Source organism: Luteolibacter pohnpeiensis (assembly GCF_016595435.1).
Lineage (GTDB): Bacteria > Verrucomicrobiota > Verrucomicrobiia > Verrucomicrobiales > Akkermansiaceae > Luteolibacter > Luteolibacter pohnpeiensis.
This window is the reverse complement of record NZ_JAENIJ010000008.1, coordinates 45,010-65,148: the sequence shown is the minus strand read 5'-3', so window position 1 is coordinate 65,148 and position 20,139 is coordinate 45,010. Positions and strand designations below refer to the sequence as shown.

Here is a 20,139-nt window from a genome sequence, read left to right as displayed (position 1 = left end):
GATCGATGACGGTTTTTCATAATGATGGGTTTGGGCGATCGACGCGTGAGGTGGGTTATTCCTCTTGGCGCGGCCTGAGGGCGATTTGAGGTTTCGGATGAAACCAAAAGCATCGCCCCTTTTCCTATTGCGATTTTTACTTCCGTATCCCGACAGGGAAATTCGATGATTTCGTAAAAATCCCCCTGAACGCAGGTCTTTTCTGCCTCAAAGATCAATCAGCCCATCAGCCTCACGGCATAAAATGCGCGCGACAGACCAGGCAAACCAATGTCCGTTCGTCGGACTGTCGACAGGATCGGACGGGTTGGATGCATCCCGTAGCATCCGATGCACGATCTGCAGTTGTTCACGTGCTTCAGGGTGGCGTGCCTTGCGCTCCAGTGCCAATGCCAGCAAACACCTCACCGCCGCCTCACGCGTTCCAGCCGGATCTTTGAATTCCAGGGATCGATAGGCCAACTTCAGGCACTCATCCAGCTGATCCGCACGATAGCAATAGAGTGCGGCAGATAGAGCATTCCATTCAGGCAACCGGTTTTGACCTGACACTTTATCAGTTCCAAGCCTACACAAGTCTGCAGGAGCGGCGAGTTTTTCGAGGATCTGTTGATCAACCGGCAGCAATAAGCAGACTTTTAACAGGTGCTCAGCCTGCAACGAATTTCGGGTGGGCAAATAGCGCGATAGCGCTTCAGTCCTGAAATTTTTATACCCATCGATATCACCAGCCTCCAGATAAGTCGGCCCTGTCATTAAAAGATCAAGCCCTTGTACGGTCCGTTGTGGATCTTCCAAACGGTTTGCCTGATTCATCAATTCAAAACAAGCAAGTGCCTGATTCCACCGACCATAAACTGCATTCCATCCACCGACTGAACGGAAAACATCGGCAGCCTCTTTCGAAGGTTCGATCGTGTCCAAAGGATTTTCCTGCAGTAGCAAATCGGCTTCGCGAATCTTACCCTCGCTCAAAAGAATGGCCACTCGTGAAACATTCGCCCGTGCCTGCGCCTGCTGTCTCAGATGGGTTTCCACAAACCTTGCCCGGTCCGCTTCTTCCTTGAGCCTCGCCTGGACCGCTAATGCATTGCGCTCCTTCAGATACATGACGGTCGCACCTCCCATTCCAACGACCAATGAAATCGCCACCATAATTCCCGAAATACAGGCGACCTGATTCCGCAGGAAAAACTTTCGCATAAGATACAGCTTCCTTGGGCGCCGAGCCAATACCGGCTCATTGGTTAGATAGCGGCGGATATCCATCGCGAGGCTGTAGACCGTCTGGTAACGACGGTTCCGGTCCTTCTCCATGGCTTTAACGACAATCCAATCGAGTTCCCCTTTCAACGAGGCAGATACCCCGCTTTCCGCCACAGCAGATGGTATAGGTGGATCGACTTCTAACAAAATGCGCCGCAATTCTGACATTCCGGACTTTGTCAGTTCAACGCTGTCAAAGGGAGGTCTCCCGGATAACAATTCATACAACAAAGTCCCAAGACTGTAAATATCACTACGGGTATCGATATCAATTCCACCCATGTCGATTTGCTCGGGGCTCATGTAGGCCGGTGTTCCAAGGAACTGGCCGAGCGTCGTCAATTCCCCCCGATCCCGAACCGGATTTTCCGTAGCCTTTGCAATTCCAAAGTCGATCACCTTCGGCAAAACAACGCCGTCATGGGATTCTATCAGAATGTTTGATGGCTTGATATCACGGTGAACAATGCCCTTCTGGTGGGCGTGTTGGATGGCTTGGCAGACTTGCAAAAAGATTTGCAGTTTGGCGCGAAGGTCAGGCTTCTCCAACCGGAAATAGTCGGTGATTTTCTGTCCTCGCACCAACTCCATCACGAAATAAGGGCGTCCAACAGGAGTGCGGCCAGCATCGACCACCCGTGCAATATTCGGATGATCCATGAGCTCAAGCGCATGCCGTTCTGCATCGAATCGCTTAACCACGGATTCCGAATCCATGCCCAAACGGATGATTTTCAGGGCTACGGTTCGTCGCATGCCATCCTGCCTTGCCTCGTAAACGACTCCGCAGCCACCTTCGCCGATTCGCTTGAGAAGCACATAGCGATCAATCACCGTACCCTCAACTTCAGCATCAGGGTCAGGCTCTGGTTGCGATAAATTCACCGGGCCGATTTCCCGCATCAAATCCTCCGCTAACTCAGCACGCTCAACTCTGCTTTGGAGGAAATACGCCGCAGATTCCCCCACTGCTGACAACAAGTTTCTCATCCGCTCCAGGCCATCCGGGTCACCTTGGAAGGTTTTTTGAAGATATAGCTCACGCAGCTCACCATCTTTGATCTCCAGCGCGGTATCAAAGATGGCGTTTTCTATCGCAAGATGATGTTGATCCAGTTGATCCGGCATGTCGAAATCTACATTGCCCTTCAAGATGATCGAAGAGTCGGTTTCCCGGCAAGCATTCTGCGCTCTGTGCCTCGAATTGCTTCATTCGATCAACTCGGCTTGTAAGCGCGCGAATATCCGTTTCAGACCGGTTACAGGCTCGTCCATTTTCAAAACAACTCGTTCCAGATGGCCATCACCAATCGGCACAGCAGGTCCAATTTGACTCGCTGGATGATTGGTCCACGAACCAAAATCCAGAGATTCGGAGGTTTGGAGAGAATAGCGCAACCCGATCGCAGCGGAGTCGGCGCGTCTAACAAACTCGAACTCCATATAAACCTGCTCATCATCCTCGACCAGCTTCATGGTCGGCATTCTTGAAACGCCATCGTCATTTGCTGTTGCGCCACCATCGACCGCATACTCCCAAAGGTTGGGTAAACCATCGTGGTCCGAATCCTGATATTCCACACCTGTCGACCATGCAATTCCTTGGGATTCCAGCCAGGATTGCCAATGTTGGGAAAACGTATCTTTGGGTATGATCCAGATGTTCCGGAACCTGACTGGCCCGGAGGCGTCTGACGCATGAGCCTGCAGCAGCAAAGGTTGCAACCCTGATGCCTCCGCTAGCGAAGCCCCTGTTGGGGCAGGAATTTCCACCTCATCGTGAATCTTTACGCCATTCCATCGCACTGTCACTTTGGCATTCTCAATTTTGGTAGTGCCACTCCAGCGCGCAGCCGTGAAATCGATATCATAGCTTTGCCATGCTCCCGCACCCAGACTGGCATTGAGGTCAGCGGCTTTGAGTTGATAGATCGCACCGGCAGAATCATTGGCCAATGCAATTCCGGCCGCTGAATTGAGGATTTGCACCTCATAACTGCGCCGCAGTTTCACACCGGAATTTCCTCCCAGCTGATCCACTCCACCAGTCGGGGAGAGCCATTCCAGATGAAGTGTGAAATCGTTATATCCGGCAATCGTGGAAATATCATTCGGCGATGGACTGGTATTCACCAATAAGGCTCCCCCTTCCACTGACCAGCTTGGCCGGGCGCCATCCTGATCGCGCTTCCAATTTGCCAGAAGCGAAGCTGCAGTTCCGTCAAATAACACCACGGCACTGGATGGAGCCGCGGAAGGACCAATCAGTGACATGGAATCAACATTCGGTCCGGTTGAACCGGCACTGCTCAATTGGATCGTGTTCGTTCCCTTATTCAAATTGACGACAACTACGTTCGTAGTCACCCAATCCGCCCATCCTGAGGTTGGAGAAAATTGGAGAGTCGTTAGAACGCTTCCATTGACACTCAGAACCAAAGGACGGGCTGAGGTGCCGCCATTCGCATAACGAAACGCAACTTGATGATCACCCGCGTGTGTCGAAACGATATTCCAGCGGATGATCTGACCTGCTGCATTCCCATAGTCGGAATAACCCGAACCCGTGTAACCAGCATGCTCGGTTGCCGTTACCGGGCCGATATTTTCCGCCGATTCCGCCTCATAAAGAATCGATACGTCCGGTGAAACGGGAATCTGCGATTCTGGCGGCGGATCCATGACCGTAAAATCCGCACCAGCATCCTCAGGCAATTGATTCATCGTATACCAAGCTTCCGTTGCCCATGGTGCCACCTGGCTTTCATTGACGAAATTTTTCAGCCGCAGTGCAATCACCCGATCCTCTTTCAATCCCGGAATATTGAGATAAACCTTTGTGCGATCGAGTGAGACATCTGCATAAGAAGCAGCCAAAGACTCCACGTTATATTTCGGCCCCCCATACGTGCTTTCCGGTTCGTAATGGTATTGCTGGAGACTGTAATTGGCTACAGAACCGATGCATGAATAAGGAACCGGCTGAGTAAATTCGATGATGATCCCGTCCGCGCGTGCCCGGACACTTTTCATCTCAAAGGTCGTCCGTCCATTCGGTTTGAGACGCTGCAAACCATACGTTGTTCCATTCCAATTCCAGTTGCCGCCGGATCCGACGCCTCCCGCATACAAAGAACCATCCGGCCCCCACACCAATCGATTCATTCCACATTCCAACCCTTGAGTGAATTGAAAGACAGCCCCTTGATACTCACACTTCACCTTCTCCAGAAAAGCGCGATTGATGCCGCCGTGCGTTAATTCAGCGATCAACATCTGACCGGCATACGGACCGCTTGGGATCAAAATCGGTTCCGCTGGAGAATTGGAAATTTCACCGTGCGGCAACCACAGGGCCGGCCTCGTGTATGGCAACTCGACATCCGGATCTTCACGATGTCCATAGTAGTTACCAGGGACCAAATGATTCAACCGGGAAGATGGCAGCCATTCACCCTGATTGTCACTGCAGAACAATTCTCCATCCACACCGACTCCCATGCCATTCGGGGTCCGAAGGCCATTTGCAACAATTTCCCAAGTCCTATTTTGTGGATCTATGCGCAGCAGCGAACCCGGACCATGAGGGACCGGAAATGCTGGCTCTGAGCCGGGAAGATAGGCCGTATTTCCAGTCCGTAGCGGCACGGAAGTCGTAACCCACAAGTAGCCATCTTTTTGCACCAGATTAAAACTAAACTCATGGTAGTTGAACGATGCAGGCCATCCGTGAGCTACCGAAAGATATTCATCCGCCACATCATCGCCATCTGTATCTAACAACTTGGTGACCTCCTGCTTCTGGGTCACGTAGACAACTCCATCAATCACTTTCAACCCGAGCGGTTCGCCCAACCCGGTTGCGAAGCGATGCACCGTTGCCGGACTATCTCCGTCCAAGCCATCCAGAAAATAAACAGATCCGGTATTGTCCCAAGTGCAAATCGCCAAGCGCCCATCGGGCAGAAAATCCATACCACCTACTGCCGGGTGGAAATCACTTGGGCGGAAGTTGATCAAATCATAACCCGGATGAACGCCAATCAAGGGTCGCCCATCGCCTGGACCTCCCGCACTTCCGCCAGCGCCTTCCTCGTAATAATAATTCTTCAACCCTGGCGAAGTCACATGAGTCAGCCCGTCCTCGGTTTCCAGAGATGATTCCGGGATTGGAACAAAATCTTGCGCACCTGGTGGTTTCCATTCCAGCAACACTCTTGCATCTCCCGTGTTCTGATAGAAATCCACGTAGAACGGATAGGTGCCCGGCAATAAATTCAAACTCGCGGATCGACCACCCTCTTCAGCTGGATCGTCATCGACAACGAGTGCCGCTGAATCTCCGATATAAAATTTCGCGCCATCATCGCTGGTGAGGCGGAAAGTATAAGTCCCGCCGGTTTCCACGATTAGATTCCCCCAAGCATGCCCTAGATAATATTGTTCCAGGGAAGAATTATAAATGGTTTCCCACGCTCCCGAGAAATCGACAGCCGGGTAATAACCAGAAACATTTGGGGTTTGTCCGTCCACCAGCAACGGTAGCTCGCGAAGTTCCTCCCCAAGCTCGTAAACCCAAACCGTGACTCCAGGCCTCATCGCCTTTTCCTGGCTCCAGCCCAGGTGAGCAGTCGCCAAAACCATTGCTACAATCGCCAAAAGTCTCATGGGGTCCAGGTAGTGGTTAGAGTGGAACTTCCATCGGTCACAAAATCCAAAAACGTATCGTCGTTTTCAGTCCGCAAACTACCTGCGCCAGCCAGCTGATGAGCCGCTTGATAGCCCGTGCCATCGAGTTCAAGTGAAACTCTTGAATCGGCAGGCAGCCCAAGAATTTCAAACTTCCGCGTCATGCCCGCGCCAACAACCTGCTCAGGAGTTTCTGCCACGGAGATTCGGGTTTCATCGGGCAATATCAGATCGTACAGAAGCGTGACACCGTCTGTCTGCCCCGAAAGCCGATAACCACGCCAATCCACTTTTGGAAAAACCATCTGGCCGTCTTTCTGAAACGACCAAACTTGGTAGTCCCCCATCACGACGAGGTCTGCCAGGGTTGCGGTGCTGCCAGTCGTATTTCGCCGGAACCTCAGTTTGACCTGCTCCGCTGTCACAGCCAACCGCTTTTGGTGACCGTCTTCCGCCGGTGCATCAATGGACATCCAGGTTTGGGCATTCCAGCTCAAACCATTATCTGTGGAAACATCCACCAACAGCCGATTGTTGCCTCCCGGCGTGCGATAGGTCACCATGACCTGATCATATCTCCGAGTATCAAAACTCCGTGTGACCAATTCCGAATTGCTATTTGTTAGAGTCCACGATTCCGCACCTGTCGCTATTCCCTCCGTCGTCCAGCCTGAGGGAATCACCGATTCATCCGTGGCCTCTAACAATGACGACTTTTCGCAGCGATGGTAAACCTGCCCGAGCGCTTTGGAATTCCGCTGTCCGAAGTCGTAGACCTTGCCGTGATATTCGATACCGCCATTCCAAACCTTGTACAGCGATCCATTCGCTGGATTGTAGGCCGCCCACAAGTCAGAGCGCAGAGCCATTACCAACATTCTCGATCGGTTTTCGAAAATCATCCGAAACACCCACGGATCGCGTCCGCGCTCGGCAGCGATGGACGTTTCGGTCGATGTGGCGAACCACGATAAAATGACAACGGACGGTAAAATCCTGGCGATGGCTCGACTGCGACGTCTTGCCAGAAAAAGTTTTAATGACATAGGGAAAGGCCGGAAACTTCCGGAAACCGGTGTGGGTTCACCGATTGTTAGGGTTGGGTTTTTCGGACGATGATTTCGTCCTCTCTCCTTTCCGCGCCGTTCAGGCTTCAAACCCGACAAGCAATCTTCAAAATCGAATCTCCAGCGATTCTAACAAATCTCGAACCTCAGAGGCGACTCTGGATCTCGCGATAAAGCCAGGTTCTGGCAAACGCCCAATAGCGCTCCACGGTTCGCTCAGTCACTTTCATTTCATGAGCGATTTCCCGATTCGACATGCCGCCGAAGTATTTCAGTAGAACCAAACGGGCGCGTTGCGGGTCGACTTCCTCCAAACGCTTCAAGGCTTCATCGATCACCACGATCGAGTCCTTATGTTCGGGTTCTTCCAAATCCAGCTGCTGCATCGGGACCTGCTTCAAGCCGCCGCCATGCTTTTTACGAGCACGTCGACGGCCGCGATCGATCAAAATCCGACGCATCGTCTCCGCCGCCGCCGCACAAAAATGGGCGGTGTTTCGCCAGGTTTGATTTTCGCTTTCACGCATTCTCAGCCAAGCTTCATGCACCAGTGCAGTGGGCTGAAGAGTGTGGCCGAGTCGCTCATGAGCCATTTTTTCTCCCGCCATGGCACGCAAGGTCGGGTAAAGACGCCGGATGTCGTCTTCTGAAAAATGGGATAATTCCAACTCGCTCTCCATCTGAAAGTAGCAATTAAACAATCGGGTTTAACCAGAGACGTCAATCAGACATTCTGACAACTATTCTGCATGCCAATCGTCCCGAGAATTGCCGATCAAACCTAGGAAATATTCTCCTACGCATAGGCTCCTAACCGGTTAAGAAGGGGTTTTGATTGCCATCCGGCGCGACAAACGGAACAATGCTGTCACCTCATGAAAGTCGTCGCCATCGGCAACCAAAAAGGCGGCGTGGGTAAAACCACCACCGCGCTCAACCTCTCCGCAGCCCTTGCGCTTCGCGGCCAGCGCGTGCTTTTGATCGATCTGGACCCACAAGCCAACTGCACCAGCGGACTCGGAATTGAGCCACCGGAAAACAGCAGCATGTATCCGGTTCTGATCGGGCAAAAAACGGTCTACGATCAGATTTTGGCAACCGGACGTGACAATTTGTCACTCGTTCCCTCTGAAATGGACTTGGCTGGTGTCGAAATCGAGCTGGCACGGAGCGATGACCACCTCACCCGACTGCGCTCGATCCTTCAGGCGCTGAAACCGAACGATCTTTTCGAATACTGCATTCTGGATACCCCACCATCGCTGGGCGTGCTGATGACATCCGCCCTGGCAGCTGCGGACGAAATCCTGATTCCGCTTCAATGCGAATGGTTTGGCCTGGAAGGTTTGGCAAAAATCGTCCATGTCATCGACCAAATCCGCAACTCGGATGCGAATCCGAATCTGCGCCTCGAAGGCATTCTGATGACCATGTATGATGGTCGCACCTTGCTTTCGCGCCAGGTCGTCGATGAAGTTTCCAATTATTTCCCGGATCAAATTTACCGCTCGGTCATTCCTAGAACGATCCGTTTGGGCGAAGCGCCAAGTCACGGCCGGACCATCTTTGAACACGATCAGGGAGGCATCGGAGCCCAGTCTTACGGCGACCTGGCAGATGAGTTTTTGACCCGCCATGCCAAGGTCGGACCTGTCCTTGCCTAAAATCGGTTTTTGAAGTCCGTGGAACCAATGCCCCATCAGCGAGGAACACTGGTTTCCCGCTTGACCTTGACGGTCTGAATAGGGACTTTGGGATACTTTCGGCGCAGCTCCGCCATCGCTTCAGTTTTTGCACGGCTTGCCCGCCGGAACGCGAAGCCACCTGGGCACCGCCGAATTCCGCAACTTTCATCTATCTGTCTTATTTTCAACCGCTTCCATGTTCAAAAAGATTTTCGGAAATCTATTCTCCAATGATATCGGCATCGATCTCGGCACTGCAAACACGCTCATCAATGTCAAAGACCACGGCATTGTTCTCCGCGAACCTTCCGTCGTCGCTGTAAAAGCTGGCACCAACGAAGTTCTCGCCGTTGGTGACGATGCCAAGCGCATGCTCGGCCGAACGCCCGGCAACATCGTGGCGATCCGACCGTTGAAAGACGGCGTTATCGCTGACTTCGAGGTGACAGAGGCCATGCTCCGTCATTTCATCCGCAAGGTGAACAAGAACAAGCGGGCAAATCCCCGGGTTCTGATCGCCATTCCATCCGGCATCACTGAAGTCGAGCGCCGCGCGGTTCGCGAATCCGCTCTGCAAGCCGGTGCCCGTGAAGTTTACTTGATTGAAGAGCCGATGGCTGCGGCCATTGGAGTCGGCCTGCCGGTGCAGGAAGCATCTGGCAACATGATCGTCGATATCGGCGGCGGCACCACGGAAGTGGCACTCATTTCCCTTTCCGGGATTGTTTACGCTCGGAGTGTCCGCACTGCGGGTGACGAGCTGGACGAGTCCATCATTCAATACATGAAGCGCGCCTACAACCTGATGATTGGTGAGCGCACCTCGGAAGAGATCAAAATTCGCCTCGGTTCCGCCGCGCCGCTGGCCAAGGAAATCACGATGGAAGTCAAAGGTCGTGATATGGTCGCCGGACTGCCGAAAACCATCACCATCACTTCGCAGGAGATTCGCGAAGCCATGGCGGATCCTCTTAACACCATCGTCGATGCCGTTCGCACGACCCTTGAGCGATGCCCTCCGGAATTGGCGTCCGACTTGGTCGATCGCGGGATCATTCTCGCCGGAGGCGGAGCTCTCCTGAAAGGATTGGACCGCCTTCTCAGGGAGGAAACCGGGCTTCCGGTTCACGTCGCCGAGGACCCCCTCAGCGCCGTGGCCGAGGGCACAGGCAAGGCGCTTCAGGAGCTTGCGCTGCTGAAACGAGTCGCGAACTCAGATCGCTAACCCGATCCTGCACATGATCCTCCGGCCATGAAGCCGCTCAACCTCATCGCACTGCTGCTCTTTCTCGGGGCAGCTACATGGGCTCTCACTCGCAGCGAGTCGGCAGTCCGAGATATCCAGAGCAAATACTTTGCAGCAATCTCGCCATTTCTGAAATCCGGATCTGAGCTGGAAACTCATGCCCGTGCCTTCCTGGAAGAAACCAATCATTCCAAAGCACTGGAAACCGAGCTCGAAGCCATGCGTGGCGAAATGGGTCGACTGCGGCTCATCGAATCCCGCTACCGCGATCTGGAAACGGAAAACAATCAGATGCGGCGGGCGCTCGCTTTCAAAAAGCTGACCCGCTTCGATGTCGTAGGTGCCCAGGTGATCCGCCGACAACCCACGACCTGGTGGCAGACGGTCGAGATCGATGCAGGCGAAAAAAGCGGCATCGCTCTGCAATACGTTGTGCTTTCCAATGAAGGTTTGGTCGGGAAAATCGACCGGATCGATAAAGACCGTTCCTCCGTTTTGCTACTGACCGATGAAAAATGTCTGGTGTCAGCAAAAGTGGAAGGCAGTCGTGAAGTCGGCATCCTCAGCGGTCAACGCAGCCAAGCAGACGGAGAACCACGCCTCCGGTTGAAATATTTATCCAAAGACGCGCAGCTGAAAGCCGGCCAGCGGGTCCTCACCACCGGCCTGGGAGGAATCTTCCAGCCTAATATTGTTTTAGGAACCATCGAGTCCGTCGAAAGTGACGCCCTCAATTCCGAAGCTATCGTCCGTCCCGCAGTGGACTTCGCCGATCTCAGCACGGTATTCGTGGTTCTTTCAGGAGACCCATGAAACGTTTGTGATTCGCTATACCATTACCACCGTTCTGCTGGTGCTCGCGTCGTTTGTCGTGCAGCAGTTCATTCCAGCCTTTACGGGATTTCATCAATCCCGGATCCTGCTTGTCCAATTGGTATTCCTCTGCTCCGCAGTCACGGTCGGCTCCCCGACCATGCTGCTGCTGGCGTTCATCTCAGGCTTCCTTTGGGATACCCAATCCTACATTGGCACGCTCAATGGCGATCCTCAGATCTATACCCAACCGGTTGAATCACTTCGTTTTGGCTATTCGATCCTGTTGTTCGCTGCCATGGGCTACCTCATGCAGGGAGTGCAGCCACTTTTCCACCAGGGCAAATGGCAATTTTCTGTAGTTCTATCGGGAATCGCCATCTTCCTTTATCTGATGGCTGAATATCTCATCATTTGCTTCGTACGAGGCGGAATGATGATGGACCGATTCATCGTGATCCAGATGGCCTGCACGGCCCTGCTCACCATGCTATTTTCCCCCATCGTTTTTTGGATCCTATTCCGGATCGCCGCTTTATGTCGCCATTCCATTAACCCAGCTGCTGCGAAAAAGAAAAACCGCAGGCGGCGCCGATGAAATCATTACCATGCAACCGCATTTTCGCTTTCGCCTCTACCTTCTAACCACACTCATCGTCCTGGGTATTGGGGCTTTATTGTCACGTCTCTACAGTTACCAGATCGAACGACGGGATGAGTTTCTTAAAAAAGTCCCTGGCAGCCACAGCGTTTCGGTTCGCGAGCCTGGTGTCCGCGGACAAATCAAAGACCGAAGCGGCGTCGTTCTCGCTGAGAATGTTCCTGAATATATAGTCAGCCTCAATCTGGAGGAGATCAAACAAGCCTACAGCAGCCAGTATAGCAAAATTCCCAAAGTCGAAAGAATTACGCGCGAGCAAGGGATGGACCGCAAACAGGAAGTAACGGACATTATTGGCATCGTTAAAACTTATGTGATCAAACGGCTTGCAGAGAAAGACCTCAAGCTGGCAGCAAACTTCAACGCACGCAATCTTGGAAACCATTACCTAACCTTTGGTGGGCTCATTCCATTCACTTACCGTACGGATCTAACCTACGAAGAGTTTGCGCGATTCGCCGAACACAACCTCGAACTGCCGGGAGTTTATGTGGGAGTCCGGCCCAAGCGGACCTACCCTTATGGCTCTTTGGCTTCGCATGTTCTTGGCTATCTGAAAAAATGGGAAAGGGACAAGTTCATCCCGGAAGAGGCGGCACGGAAGTTCAACTTGAATTATCTTGGCGATGACAAGGGAATCGCAGGAGTCGAAGCTACGATGGATGACGTACTTTGCGGTTTGGAAGGTGTCCGCACTGTGTTGAAGGACGAGAAAGATCGCATGGTAAGAGTGACCGACATCACCAACCCAGGCGCGGGGGCTGATGTAACATTGACGATCGACGCGCATGTCCAATATCTGCTCGAGAACTCGCTGCGACTTGCTGGACGTGCTGCCGGCGTTGTCATGGATGTTAACACGGGTGAGGTGCTCGCCATGGCATCGGTGCCAGATTACAATCCCAACGATTTCGTTCCATCCATATCTCCAAAGAAGTGGGAGGAGTATCTATCAAGCCAACAGTTATCTCCTCTGACCAATCGAGCCATTTCCAGTTACACGCCAGGCTCTACCATGAAAATCCCCACTGCCTTTGCTGGTGCACTGGCAGGGATGGCAAAACAACATTTTTCCTGCGATGGCTATGTCCCATACGGAAACAGCAAAATTGGCTGCTGGATTTACAACATGCATGGGGGTAGCCACGGCATGGAGGACTTGTCGGAAGCGATCCAGCATTCCTGCAATCCTTACTTCAACAAATTGGCCAATGCCATCGGCTGGAAAGCCATGGTCGAAGGTTGCCAACTGGTCGGCATCGGCCAGAAGACCGGCATCGAACTCCCGAATGAATCGGCGGGCACTCTAACCGGCAGTCGCGAATGGCGTGCTGCCAACCCGGGACAAGCGGTCACGCCGGTCCTAACGGCTTTCCTATCCATCGGCCAGGGCGACGCTGCTGCCACTCCTCTGCAAATGTGCGCGGTTGCTGCATGTGTCGCGAACGGTGGCAAATACTACCAACCTCGTATTGTCAAAACGGTGGTCGCAGCCAACGGCAAAGTGCTCGTTCCTGACACGCCGAAGTTGAAAATCGACCTCACCAAGGCAGGCATCAGCGCCGAGGACATCGAGTTGATCCGCCACGGCATGTATTTGTCATCGAATAAACCTGGCGGCACTTCAGGCAAGGTTCGCACCGGCTTTGATGATACTTTCGTAGTCGCGGCGAAGAGCGGAACCGCTCAAACCATGGATGATGGCAAGGCCTCGGATAACTCTTGGATCATGAGTTTCGCTCCTTATGATCATCCCCGCTACGCCATCTGCGTCATGGTCCAAAACGGCAAATCCGGCGGTGGAGTTGCAGGACCATTGGTCAACCTGGTCTACCGCGGCCTTCATGCGCGCGATTCCAAAGGGATTCGCCTGCCGCTGAAACCACAGGAAAAAGCCGATGGATTCCTCGGCGAATTGGTCGAGTCGATCGAAGTCCCTGCCGAAATGATTGCTTCTGTCGAAGCCGGTGACACCAGCCCTACACAGGACGAGATCGCCGAAGCAGCTGCCGAACAACAGGCAGATCAGCAATCTAACGAATCAGATGGCGAAACCGGTGACGAAGTCGGAGATATCTCCAACACCATTCGACCAACTCAGGAAAACCCCATCATTCCTGATCCCACCATCACACCTGTTCCGGATCAGGAAGGAACCATTCCCCGGGCCATCTTGGTCCCTGAAAACAACTGACAAGTTGCTTCAAAAGCCCTAACTATTCATTTCCCTACAGCTTTCCCCATAGCAAAATCATGATTCAACGTATCAAAAGACTCTTCGGCATCGGCAAGCCCGATTCGGCCCGAGGGAATAGCATCGTCGTCAACGTCGAACGGCTGGAACGCCGCGTCGCCTTGCTTGAAGACGGTGTCCTCGAAGAATACACCGTCGAGCGCGAAGGCGAACAAAACATCGTCGGTGGCATTTTCAAAGGCCGGGTAAAAAACATCGAACCCGGACTGAAGGCGATGTTTGTCGATATCGGCCTCGACAAAAACGCTTTCCTTCACTTTTGGGATGCCATCCCTGCCGCCCTCGATGGTGGCTTGGAAGAAATCCAGCGTGAAGGCACCAAAAAGCGCCCACAGAAGAAAAAAATCACTTCGAAGGACATTCCGGACATCTATCCGATCGGCTCGGAAATCGTCATCCAGGTTTCCAAAGGTCCGATCGGCACGAAAGGTCCGCGCGTCACCACCAACATCTCCCTCGCTGGACGATATCTGGTGTTGATGCCGTTCACCGAACAATTCGGAATTTCCCGAAAAATCGAAGATCCCAAGGAACGCGCTCGCCTGCGCAAGATCGTGCAAAATCTATCAGTTCCTGAAGGCATGGGTATCATCATGCGGACCGTGGCCAGTGGCACACGGGCCCGCCACTTCGTGCGCGACCTCGCGATGCTGCTAGAGCAGTGGGACTCGATTGAAGAACGCCGCGCCAACAGTCCGGCACCGGCATGCGTGTTCCGTGAACCAGGATTGATTGAGCGCACTGCACGCGATTTCCTGACCGATGAGATCGACCAAGTTCTTTGCGACGACGAAGAAACAACCGAAATCATCCGTGAGATCGCGGGCAAAATTTCACGACGTGCGAAACGCCGCGTGCATCATCTTCCGACTGCCACCCAGCCGATTTTTGAGCGTGTGGGCATTCAAAAGCAAATCGACGAGGCATTCTCACGCCAAGTTTGGCTGCCATGCGGTGGCTACATCGTGATTGATGAAACCGAGGCTCTGATTTCGGTCGACGTCAACACGGGTCGGAACCGTGGCTCCAAGGACGTGGACAAGATGATCCTGGAAACGAACATCGAGGCGGCACAGGAAGTCGCCCGCCAGCTTCGCCTCCGGAACATTGGCGGATTGGTGGTCGTCGACTTTATCGACATGCGTCACCGCAAGGATCAACAAGCGGTCTACAAGGCGATGAAAGATCGCCTAAAGAAAGACAAAGCGAAAACCCAGGTCCTGCAGATCTCACCGATCGGCCTGATGGAAATGACCCGCCAACGACTCAACGAATCGTTGCGCGACTCCATGTATGAGCCATGCCCGTATTGCTCCGGTCGCGGTCGCGTCAAAACTCCGATGACCATGTCAGTCGAGATTCAGCGCCGGTTGAATGTTGTGATCCAAAAGCATCGCGACAACGTCGGCGACCTGATCGTGATCGTGAACAGTGACGTGCTGAATCGATTCAAATCCGATGACGCAAAACTATTGGTCGAACTGGAGCGTTCACACACCGGACGGTTGATTTTCCGCTCCGATCCGACCCTCCATCGTGAGCGCTTCGCCATCATTGATGCTGGTAGCGAAAAGACCATCGATCAGGGCTGATCCCCTCCCCGCCTTCCAACTTTCGAACTGCGACAACGCGATCCGGTCAATATGGCCGGATCGCGTCATTTTTTCCCAATTGTTCGCATATCACCACCAGCTGCAAAAATACCCAAACCTCTAGCATTCAATCATTTATGATCCGTGATCCAGTTTTGCACGAATCATGCGAAACAAGGGGCAACTATGAGATTCATCCAACGAACCCAACCATTTTTTGACGATCTGGATCGCTTCCTGAGCCGAAGTGTCACAGCAGCCGCAGCCCTTACTCCGAATGAGTCCATCTACGAATCGCCCGAATCGTATATCATTCGAATCGATCTTCCGGGTTATGTGAAATCCGAAGTGGGGTTGAAGGTAACGGATCGGCTTTTAAAGCTCACGGCAGAGCCTGGCGAAGAGCGTTCCTTCACATCGAAACTCGAACGGCAATGGAAGCTCGGAGACAAAGCCGACAGCAGCGGCATCACCGCCAAACTCGAAAATGGCGTGCTCGAAATTGCGATACCGAAAGCCGCCCCAGTGACTCCTGAAACGGTCGAAATCAACATCAACTAATCCATTTATGAACAACAATCTTTGCAATCCTACCACTCAACAACGGACCATCACTCCTGCGACTCAAACTTACGAAGACGAAAACGGCATCCGCTTGGAAGTCGCGCTGCCTGGAGTCAGCAAGGAAGATCTGAAGATCAAACTCAACGATTCCGCACTGCATATTGAAGCGCCCCGATCGTCCAAAGTTCCAGAAAACTGGAAAGCATCGCCAAGCAACACCGCCCCGGTTCAGTACCAGCTGCAAGCTAAATTGACTCGCCGACTGGATGGCAACCGAATCGAAGCCAATTTGGAAAACGGTGTCTTAACTTTGCTGATTCCATTTTCTGAAGCAGCGAAACCGCGAGAAATTTTGGTGAACTAACAAACTAGCAAAAACGAATTCGCCATCCGCTTTTCAAGAGCGGATGGCTTTTTTTGCGCTAATCACCGGAGCCACGAAACACTTTCTTATCTCGTAAATTCGTCATTAGCAGGTGTTGGACTTTTGGAGCTTCTGACGATTGGTGGAATTTCAAAACGGCTTCTTCCACGGCTCGATCTGCGACAGTCGCCCGTTCATGTTGACGAAGGTATTCAGCCCATGAACCGACCAGAAACGTTTCTTGCCAGATCCAGGGATCATCCAAGTCATTGAAAACCGAACAACGGAAAGCGCCGTCTCGGAGCCGGATTTCACGCAAATGAAACATCGCTTTGCGGAAACCAGCCGCCTCAGCGGGATCGATCCGATATTCCGTGGAAACCAAAATCGGACCATCTTCCAGTGCCGGAGCATTCGCAATCACTGGGCCTGGCCAATGCGGAGATGGACTGAGATCAAGATTCACCACATGGCTAATCGGGAAATAACGGCATAAGATCGCACTAACAATGAGTCCGACAGAAGCGATTTCCAAGGCAACCGTTGAATTGGCGTGATCCGTCACCAAGCCCCAGACTGCGGCTCCTCCTGCAAACGCGCCTTGCATCACCACCAGATAAATTGCGGAACTGCGCGCCCGCACCCAATTCGGGAAAGCGCTTTGTGAGGCGAAATTGAAGCTATTGAGCGCGGTCAACCAGGATCCACCGATCACAAACAGAACCAAGCCCATCAGAACTTTTCCTGGCACAAATGCCAGGGCAAACGTCGATGCGGCAGCGCACCAGCTCGCCCCGCCAATGACCCGATCGAGTGGCAGCTTATTGCGCAATTTCGGCAAGACCAGTAGAGCTATGGTGATGGCACCCGCTCCATAGCAGCCCATTTGAATGCCGAAATCCGCCCCGGTCCAACCGCGTGAATGGATGATGATTGGTAAAAGCACGACTGGCGCGACTGCTGAAAACATGTGAACCCCACCACGCAACAGGACTGCCTTCATCACCGGCGCGTGGTTCACATAACGGATTGCTGCCGCCATCGCTCCTAACATTTGCTCGCGCTGGGCGCTGCGGGGTTTTCCGATCTTCTCACCACCGTAGATGGCAACGATGACCGCCACGAAGGACAGGGCGTTCAGGCCAAACACTGGAGCTGGTCCCAACCACGCGACCAGAATTCCTCCAAGAATGGGTCCCAATGCCCGGGCGATATTGTAACCCAGGCCTCCCAAAACAATGGCCATCGATAGCTGCTTTTTCTCGACGATTTCCGGAATCAAAGCCTGCCAAGCGGGTGTCCGAAACGCCATGGTCAAGCCGAGTTGGAACGTCGCCAAAAGCAGCAGCGATTCTGAAAGCATACCGGCCCATGAGAGCAAAGCCATGCCCGTAGCAGTGAGTAACGCTCCCACTTGAGCCGCTTGAATCAGATTTCGCCGATCCACCAAATCCGCCAATGCTCCAGCCGGAAGCGCAAAGAGAAACAATGGCAAGCTGGACATGGTCTGCATCAGCGAAACCATCGTGGGAGAACTCGTCAGCGTCGTCATTGTCCACACCGCCGCGGTGTCGTTCATGGTCGAGCCGATATTCGAAATGATGCTTGCGATCCACAAAGCCCTGAAAAGAGGAACACGTAAGGGCGAGGAACCGGCGGACATCAGGATGAGACTACACGATGAGTGGCACCGGAACGCGTCAAAAAATCCGGAATTTCACCGCCCCATCACGATTTAAAATTCTCTTATCGCCTTAGTTCCAGCTTTACGCACATTTCGAGTGACCACCTCCACTTGAGCGCCTACGATTACCGGACGCAACCCGTGACAGCTCTCGAAAAATCTGAATCACTAAGGAACCGGAAAAACGGTCGGCCGATTTCCGCGCTCACTGCCTATGACTACCCCACAGCCCGCTTGTTAGATGAAGCAGGCGTGGATTTACTGTTAGTCGGTGATTCGCTGGGCATGGTCGTGCTGGGATTTCCGGATACCACCAGTGTGACCTTGGACCACATGATCCACCACACAGCGGCTGTCGCCAGAGCAAAACCGAAAGCTCTACTGGTCGCAGATTTGCCGATTCATACCTACGACACACCTGAACAAGCACTGGCGAATGCCAAACGCTTGGTCGAAGTCGGAGCTGAAGCGATCAAATTAGAAGGCGGCATCCGCCAGGCCGACAAAATCCGCGCGATCGTCGAAGCGGGCATCCCCGTCGTAGGACATCTTGGCATGCTACCGCAACGTGTGGTCGAAGAAGGCGGATACCGGAAAAAAGGCAAAACTCCGGAGCAAGCCGAGTTTATTCTCAAGGGAGCCCAGGCCATAATCGATGCCGGTGTCTGTGCCATCGTGCTGGAATCCGTGGTTCCCGAAACGGCTGCGTCACTCACTCAAACCTTAAGTGTCCCGACCATCGGGATCGGTTGTGGCCAGCATACTTGCGATGGAGAAATCGCAGTCATCACCGATTTGGTCGGATCATTCCCATGGTTTGTTCCGCCTTTTGCAATTCCAGAAGCGGACGTCGCCACAGCCGTTCGCGATGCAACCGGCCGCTACATTTCCCGGATCACGGACCACGCACGAAATTCTGGCTGATCATTTTGTTGCTCTATCTGCACATCCCGTTCTGCCATCGGATCTGTCCCTATTGCTCGTTTTACAAGCACACTCCCGGACAAACTTCGATCGGGCGATTCATCGACGCCCTAGTCACTGAATCAGCCGCTCGTATTGCCAGTTCTGGCCAGGTGCCACGAACCATCTATCTCGGTGGAGGAACTCCGAGCATGCTTTCGCCAGCGCATCTGACGAAATTGTTTCAGGGGCTGAAAGAATCAATCGATTTCACCCAACTCGATGATGTCACGATGGAAGCAAATCCTGCGACCTTCGATGAAAAGAAGGCGGCATTGTTTACCGAACTGGGTGTTACACGCACCTCACTCGGTATTCAGTCTTTTGCTCCACATGTTTTGAAAACTCTGGGGCGCGAGCATACCCCTGAAGAAGCCAGCGCTTCAGTTGACATGTTGAGACGAACCGGCATGCGCTCCATCAACATTGATCTGATGTTCTCAATCCCCGGTCAATCGCTTGAAGATTGGAAGCAAACCTTGCAAACTGCCGTCTCGTTAGAACCTCAGCATATCTCGGCATATAATCTAACTTACGAGGAGGACACAGCGTTTTTCGAATCTCTTCGCAAAGGAGAAATGTCTCAAAACGAGGATCACGACGCGGATCATTTTCATCTGGCAGATGAACTTCTCACCCAGGCTGGATTCGATCACTACGAAACTTCCAACTACGCTCAACCTGACCACCATTCCACCCATAACCAGGGGTATTGGTCCGGCGAAGATTATCTCGGCTTAGGACCTTCCGCTGTCTCCACCGTGGGCATGGTGCGTCATAAAAATATACCGGACACGGCGCACTATGTCAGCCAGATCGAAAGCATTGGCAACGCCATCCACGAATCGGAAACGATTGATGAGGAAGCTTGGCGGTTGGAAAGGATCGCACTGGGCTTGCGGACCAAGGAAGGCATTCCCCTCACCCTGCTGGACAGCGAGGGGAAACGCCGCGCCTTGACCCTAGCAGAAGAAGGCCTGGCCGAAATGACCGAGACATCGTTGATTCTAGTTCAACGGGGCCGAGCTTTGGTCGACCCTATCGCTGCAGAACTGGTCTAAGGATGGGCATTTCTACTATCAGTGTAGTAGATAAGCCCTGATCTCCGATCAGGAGATCATTTCCCTCGGAATTTCCCGATCAACCAGATGATGGCCATGATCACAGCAGCCACCCAAAGCAGGTGAAGAAATACACCGGTGATTGCCAAAGCGACTCGGAGAATTACCCACAAAACCAATAACAGGGCGGCGAAGAGGAGAAGTTTACTCATTCCGAAAATCTTCGTTCC

General features: G+C 53.0%; 16 protein-coding genes. 10 read left to right on the top strand and 6 right to left on the bottom strand.

Annotated elements, in window-relative coordinates; all coding sequences use genetic code 11:
- Window positions 1-207: 207 nt before the first annotated feature.
- From JIN85_RS06905 to JIN85_RS06890, 4 genes are all read right to left on the bottom strand, one after another.
- Window positions 208-2,418, bottom strand: coding sequence for a serine/threonine protein kinase (locus JIN85_RS06905; protein WP_200268992.1), 2,211 nt, complete (start codon window positions 2,416-2,418; stop codon window positions 208-210).
- Window positions 2,419-2,475: 57 nt separating this feature from the next.
- Window positions 2,476-5,934, bottom strand: coding sequence for a 3-keto-alpha-glucoside-1,2-lyase-like domain-containing protein (locus tag JIN85_RS06900; protein WP_200268990.1), 3,459 nt, complete (start codon window positions 5,932-5,934; stop codon window positions 2,476-2,478).
- Window positions 5,931-7,001, bottom strand: coding sequence for a hypothetical protein (locus tag JIN85_RS06895; RefSeq protein ID WP_200268988.1), 1,071 nt, complete (start codon window positions 6,999-7,001; stop codon window positions 5,931-5,933). The genes JIN85_RS06900 and JIN85_RS06895 overlap by 4 nt, the downstream gene beginning before the upstream one ends.
- 167 nt (window positions 7,002-7,168) lie before the next feature.
- A complete protein-coding gene (locus JIN85_RS06890; RefSeq protein ID WP_200268985.1) occupies window positions 7,169-7,702 on the bottom strand; it encodes an ECF-type sigma factor in 534 nt (177 codons plus the stop codon).
- 195 nt (window positions 7,703-7,897) lie between these two features.
- On the opposite strand from JIN85_RS06890, the gene JIN85_RS06885 reads away from it, so the two are divergent.
- From JIN85_RS06885 to JIN85_RS06850, 8 genes are all read left to right on the top strand, one after another.
- Window positions 7,898-8,686: a ParA family protein gene (locus tag JIN85_RS06885; protein WP_200268983.1), complete on the top strand. Its 789-nt coding sequence runs from the start codon at window positions 7,898-7,900 to the stop codon at window positions 8,684-8,686.
- Window positions 8,687-8,903: 217 nt separating this feature from the next.
- A complete protein-coding gene (locus JIN85_RS06880; protein ID WP_200268981.1) occupies window positions 8,904-9,932 on the top strand; it encodes a rod shape-determining protein in 1,029 nt (342 codons plus the stop codon).
- Between the two features lie 27 nt (window positions 9,933-9,959).
- On the top strand, window positions 9,960-10,766 hold the full coding sequence (gene mreC, locus JIN85_RS06875) for a rod shape-determining protein MreC (protein WP_200268979.1): 807 nt from the start codon (window positions 9,960-9,962) through the stop codon (window positions 10,764-10,766).
- A gap of 7 nt (window positions 10,767-10,773) precedes the next feature.
- Window positions 10,774-11,364, top strand: a complete 591-nt coding sequence (locus JIN85_RS06870) for a hypothetical protein (protein ID WP_200268977.1) — start codon at window positions 10,774-10,776, stop codon at window positions 11,362-11,364.
- A gap of 10 nt (window positions 11,365-11,374) precedes the next feature.
- On the top strand, window positions 11,375-13,621 hold the full coding sequence (locus JIN85_RS06865) for a penicillin-binding transpeptidase domain-containing protein (RefSeq protein WP_200268975.1): 2,247 nt from the start codon (window positions 11,375-11,377) through the stop codon (window positions 13,619-13,621).
- 59 nt (window positions 13,622-13,680) lie between these two features.
- Window positions 13,681-15,273 carry an Rne/Rng family ribonuclease gene (locus JIN85_RS06860; RefSeq protein ID WP_200268973.1) on the top strand — a complete coding sequence of 531 codons (1,593 nt, stop codon included), beginning with the start codon at window positions 13,681-13,683 and terminating at the stop codon, window positions 15,271-15,273.
- A gap of 186 nt (window positions 15,274-15,459) precedes the next feature.
- Window positions 15,460-15,834: an Hsp20/alpha crystallin family protein gene (locus JIN85_RS06855; RefSeq protein WP_200268971.1), complete on the top strand. Its 375-nt coding sequence runs from the start codon at window positions 15,460-15,462 to the stop codon at window positions 15,832-15,834.
- Window positions 15,835-15,841: 7 nt separating this feature from the next.
- Window positions 15,842-16,201 carry an Hsp20/alpha crystallin family protein gene (locus JIN85_RS06850; RefSeq protein WP_200268969.1) on the top strand — a complete coding sequence of 120 codons (360 nt, stop codon included), beginning with the start codon at window positions 15,842-15,844 and terminating at the stop codon, window positions 16,199-16,201.
- A gap of 58 nt (window positions 16,202-16,259) precedes the next feature.
- Here the strand turns inward: JIN85_RS06850 and JIN85_RS06845 are convergent, their stop codons facing one another.
- The gene (locus JIN85_RS06845) at window positions 16,260-17,864 is read right to left on the bottom strand and encodes an MFS transporter (RefSeq protein ID WP_200268967.1); all 1,605 of its coding nucleotides are present in this window, start codon (window positions 17,862-17,864) and stop codon (window positions 16,260-16,262) included.
- 162 nt (window positions 17,865-18,026) lie between these two features.
- Here JIN85_RS06845 and panB point away from each other — a divergent pair, with 162 nt between their 5' ends.
- Together panB and hemW are read left to right on the top strand one after the other, a co-directional pair.
- Window positions 18,027-18,809, top strand: coding sequence for a 3-methyl-2-oxobutanoate hydroxymethyltransferase (gene panB / locus JIN85_RS06840; RefSeq protein WP_200268965.1), 783 nt, complete (start codon window positions 18,027-18,029; stop codon window positions 18,807-18,809).
- Between the two features lie 5 nt (window positions 18,810-18,814).
- Window positions 18,815-19,909, top strand: a complete 1,095-nt coding sequence (gene hemW / locus JIN85_RS06835) for a radical SAM family heme chaperone HemW (protein WP_425494627.1) — start codon at window positions 18,815-18,817, stop codon at window positions 19,907-19,909.
- A gap of 56 nt (window positions 19,910-19,965) precedes the next feature.
- Here the strand turns inward: hemW and JIN85_RS06830 are convergent, their stop codons facing one another.
- The gene (locus tag JIN85_RS06830; RefSeq protein WP_200268961.1) at window positions 19,966-20,121 is read right to left on the bottom strand and encodes a hypothetical protein; all 156 of its coding nucleotides are present in this window, start codon (window positions 20,119-20,121) and stop codon (window positions 19,966-19,968) included.
- Between the last annotated feature and the right edge of the window lie 18 nt (window positions 20,122-20,139).